At 42.9% G+C, this 5,121-nt stretch carries 2 protein-coding genes; both read right to left on the reverse strand.

Annotated features, from left to right (window positions below; translation table 11 throughout):
* Positions 1-365: 365 nt before the first annotated feature.
* Complete coding sequence (locus D0T66_RS16045) at positions 366-2,426, reverse strand: acetate--CoA ligase family protein (RefSeq protein ID WP_163358315.1); 2,061 nt, start codon at positions 2,424-2,426, stop codon at positions 366-368.
* 638 nt (positions 2,427-3,064) lie between these two features.
* On the reverse strand, positions 3,065-4,759 hold the full coding sequence (locus D0T66_RS16050; protein WP_163358316.1) for a S8 family serine peptidase: 1,695 nt from the start codon (positions 4,757-4,759) through the stop codon (positions 3,065-3,067).
* Between the last annotated feature and the right edge of the window lie 362 nt (positions 4,760-5,121).

Below are 5,121 nucleotides of genomic sequence, written 5' to 3' on the forward strand. Positions count from 1 at the left end.
CCTTCGTCGCCGCCGAGAGCCTAGGCATCCACCTTGTGCCCTTGTTTCGCTTTTTTATTCTTTTTTGCCTTGTTGGGTTAGTATCTACTAACACCTTAAAGGCTACTCTCTACTCTACCTTTATTTTTTCTCCATCACGTCAATGAACGCTGTTGTTATACTCCCTGCTTTTTACGGCAGGTTTCTTTTTCGCTCCAAGGGGATTCTTCGTCCTCGTTTGGACGGCTATTCTCCTCCGAAGCGGGTGCAAAGTTAAATATTATTTTGATTCAAACAATAGGTGAAGCTTTATTTTTTCTCAAAAAAAACATCCTCCTATTTTATGATTCTAATAATTAAGCTTTTAATAGAACAAAAAAAATGATTTATTTTTCTATCCGTATACGGGCATCTACCGCTATTACATTCTTTTCGTCTGCAAGAAGAGGGTTTATGTCCATCTCTTTTATTTCGGTAGCGAAGCGCAACAAAACGGAAAGACGAACGATTATTTCAACAAACAGGTCTTCGTTCAGCCCTTTTTGCCCACGCACCCCTTGGATTATTTTGTATGCCCGGAGCGAACGCACCATGGAACGGGCTTCGTCGAAACTCAACGGAGCAAGCCCAGAAGCGACATCCTGCAACACTTCTACGAAAATACCTCCTAAGCCACACAGCACGATGTGCCCGAATTTGGGCTCGTATTTCGCCCCCAGAAACAGTTCCTGCCCCGAAAGCATCGGCTGAACAAGGACAGCTTTGGCATCCTGTATCTTCATCAGGCGCTCGATTTCCAATAGCAAATGCTCATCGGAACGGATATTGAGCGCCACACCTCCGACATCCGATTTATGAATCGGCCCGACACATTTGGCTACGACCGGATAGCCTACTCTATTAGCAAAAGCGACAAGTTCCTCTTTTTTGTCCGAAACAAGCTCTTCTGCCATCGGGATACCAGCGGCATCGAAGAGTTCTTTTATCGAATCGCTACCAATATAGCCATCCTCGCAACTATCGATAATCCTCCGTACACGAGCAATATCGACGCCTATGTCTTCCATCTTCCCGACAGAAGGAGGCGTAGCCGTTTTCACTTTCGACAAGCCATATGCCAATGCATATTCATCGATAAAGTTGACATGACCTTTATTGATAAAATTTTCGGTTTCTTCTACCGCCATCACAACCGATGGCAATACGGGGTAAATCGGCAGGCGGCAGGTTTGTATTTTTTCATGCAATATCTCATAAGCTCTTTTCACGTCGGTCACGCCGGGATTTCCATAAAAGACGACTATACCATCGATTTCTTTAAAATTCTTTTCGCAAAAATCGATAGCGTAAGCCAAATGCTCGCCCGTACCCGTCCCTATCAAATCGATAGGATTAGTGACTGCCGCTCCCGGAAGCAAATGCTTCTTCAATTCCTGAGCTAATTCCGCAGACATTTCGGGCACATTCAGGTTTCCTTTGGATAAAGCATCGGTCAAAATAACAGCAGGGCCTCCGGCTTGTGTAATCACAGCCAGATTTTTACCTTGCAATTGCTTTTCCGTAGACAATACAGCGGCAACATTCACCATCTCTACACGGGAATGGCAACGGATAATACCGGCTTTGCGGAACAATGCTTCCACCGCAGAGTCGGACGAAGCGATAGCCCCCGTATGAGACGAAGCTGCCCTACTCCCCGATTCGGACACGCCCGATTTGATGGCAATAATCTTACAGCCTTTCCTTATCAATGAAGAGGCATGCAAAAGCAAGCGATCGGGATCGGCTATATTTTCGAGATAAAACAACTTGACTTTCGGGCTGGTTTTAGGATCAAATTCGCTATCCATATATTCCAATACGTCTTCCACTCCGACCTGCGCCGTATTCCCTATCGACCAAGCCGAGTTGAAACGCAACCCCACGCGCATAGCCGATTCTATTATATAGGTAATCGTTCCGCCCGAACTGGATACAATATCCACCCCATTCGGGTCTAATTTAGGGACAGGACGGGTAAAAATACTTTGGTGGAGGGTATTGAATATGCCGGAACAATTAGGTCCAATCATCGTCACACCTGCCTTGTTCACTATATCGAGTAGCTTTTTTTCAAGCAAAGCACCTTCGGGCGATTCTTCACTGAATCCCGCCGAGAAGACGACAAAAGCTTTTACTCCTTTTTTATTAGCCAATGTTTCGATGACCTCGACAGCAGGTTTAGCGGGAATAGAAATGATTGCCAAATCGGTTTGGGGAATATCATTCACATCTTTATAGGCTTTTATGCCCTGAATATCTCCTCCTTTAGCGTTCACTACATATAAGTCTCCCGTGAAAGTTCCGTTTATCAGATTGTACAGTGAACTACCACCGGGTTTAAGCATATCATTCGAGGCTCCTACCAAAACGATACTTTTAGGCGAAATCAATTCCTTATTTATCATAATCTATTTACTTTTTGTTAGATCATAAATATAGAAAATTTCTTAATACCTTGTAATCCATCGAGTACTTTTTATCATTTTTTATAAAACATGTTAACCGATAGGGAGTTATTCCTGTAAGTTTATCTATACTAATAAGTATACGAGCATATAAGTATACAAGTAAACGAGTTGACAAGTAAACGAGAAAAAGTAACTCAATAAAAATGTCGAAAATGAATATACGTTTGTTACTTTTTATCTTGCCGACGATAGGAGGCATCTCTTCTTGATTGCGCGACGAGATACCTCGTATTCACTCGGCATGACAAACATGCTTTGCTACTTTGTGACCTTGGTGTAGAGTCTTAGTGTTCTTCGTGGTTAAGTAATAAAAAAGTAACTCAATAAAAAATACGACAAAAGATATATACTTTTTCGCACCCAAACAGGCATTATAAACCTGATAATGAATCAAAAACAAACAGAACAAAGGTAACAACAGGGTGACAAACAACGTTCGAGGAGCGCAAGCGACTCAAAAATGTGACACATTTGCGTTCTTTTAAGAGGGCAAGCTACTATCCCTAAAAAAGGAGAGCATCCACAATACCGAAACTGTGGATGCCCTACTATATATTAATTAAATCACCTTATTCTCACCTCGCGGCCGATACCTCTTCCGCCAATTGCATAGCGCGTTGCATATCCGGCACACCATAGCCAAAAGGAACGACCGGATTACTCGCCCGGTTTCCGGAATTTCTCATCACCTGTAGCAATTCCTTGGCTGTCAGGCTGGGATTTGCCTGCCACAGGCAAGCTGCCAATCCACACATAATAGGCGACGAGAAAGATGTCCCCTGAACAAAGCCGACATTGCCCGAATTGCTCGAAACAACACCCGTCCGATAGCCCAAAGCAAGAACATCAGGCTTCATCCGCCCATCAACAGTCACCCCGTAAGAGCTTGCATCGTAAATACTTCCATTACTTTCTATCCCTCCTACAGTCAACACATTGCGCCCATCAGCAGGAGTTCCTACCCAAGTGGCGGAATTACCCGCACTGACAACGACGAAGATTCCTTTATTGACAGCCATATCCGCTCCACGACTCGCCAAAGCCTTTCTTCCATTCATATCGTTATAGGTATAACTGACAGCCGGCGCATCATAGTCGGTATAAGCCAATGAGGAATTAATCAAGTCCACACCAATACTATCGGCATATTCGGCCGCAGCTACCCAATAATCCTCTTCTACCGGATATTCGCTATCTTCATCCTCTGTCTGAAACAGCCAATAGTCGGCAGCCGGAGCCGTTCCGACAAAATGATTAGCTTTATTTGCCGCCATACACGAAAGGACTGCCGTACCATGATTATAAGAAGTGTATACATCTTCGACTTCATACACGAAAGACTTACCAGCTTTCACATTCCTGTTCATAAAATCAATATCTTGCGTACCTGCAAAACCTGCATCGAGAACAGCAATCGTCATACCTTCACCCTTATAGCCTGCCTGATGCAGAACAATCCCATTATTGGGCGTGATATTTACTTCGGCATTGCCATATATTCCGGCCGTGACAGATTTTGAAGCCACCGGCGTCTCTCTCAAAGATAACTTATCACTTCTATAAGAAGCCGACCGCCCATACTTTACTCCTTGCCAGACAAAAACAACATCCTCCACAAAAGGTAAAGCTCTGTATTCATCCGCCATGTATTCTTCAGTACAAAGCACAGTTACTGTATTGAGCCATTTGCTTTTCGCGACAACAATACCACCCAAGCCTTCTATCAACTCAATATATTGAGTAGGAATAGGTAAGTCCGTTGCATCTATTGCAATATTTTGCCTTTGGCGTCGCTGAATGGATTTCGGCGTCAGGAACTCCTCGGGATTATTAACCGAATATCCGCTGCCTTCCTTATCCCTCAATACCAACCGATACTTGTAATTATGCGTAGAAGAATTATTCACGACTTCCACCGTACAGGTTGCTAATTTATCAGGCTTCGCATCAAGGCTCACCGTAACGATAGCTACACCCGAGCCAACTGCACGCACACGCCCGTCATCATCGACCGTAGCGACTGATGCATTACTGGACGACCATGTTATATCCGACGTTTCTTCGGAATCGATCATAGCTGTCACCCCAAGGAGAAAGGTGTCTCCCACGAGCATTTTCTTTAACGAATAATCCAGATAGATTGTATCCACTACCGGTGTGGGTTCAGGAAGAGGCGGAGGAAGCGGTTCGTTATTATCATCGCTACTACATGCCGGAAATAAAAGGATCAACAATAATGTTGAAACAAGAATAGTATAAATTTTCTTCATAAGTATATGTTAATTATTGGATTAATGTTGTATTAAGGATTTTTACCCTCAATTATCAATGAAACAAAGATAAGTAAAAAATAAGATATCACAATCCTTAAAGCCATTCACAAGATTTCAGCACCTACTATTTTTCTCACTGACAACAAAATAGAGATATCTGAGTCTCTTTAGTGAAAAAAAACTTAAAAAAAGAGGGTGAGATATGCTTGCGCATTCAAAAGAAGTTTATATCTTTGCAGCCGCTTCCAGAATGAAGGAGGCGAAAAGAATGAGTTCATTGACATATTAGAAAAGAGATAGATTTAAGCGTGTAGTACAGATTGTTTGTATTTCGGTATAAATAATCGACAAGTATCAAT

This window comes from Dysgonomonas sp. 25, assembly GCF_010501075.1.
Lineage (GTDB): Bacteria > Bacteroidota > Bacteroidia > Bacteroidales > Dysgonomonadaceae > Dysgonomonas.

Coding starts and splice junctions, on each gene's coding strand:
- D0T66_RS16045 (WP_163358315.1), bottom strand. CDS start 2,426: ATGATAAATAAGGAATTGATTTCGCCTAAAAGTATCGTTTTGGTAGGA.
- D0T66_RS16050 (WP_163358316.1), bottom strand. CDS start 4,759: ATGAAGAAAATTTATACTATTCTTGTTTCAACATTATTGTTGATCCTT.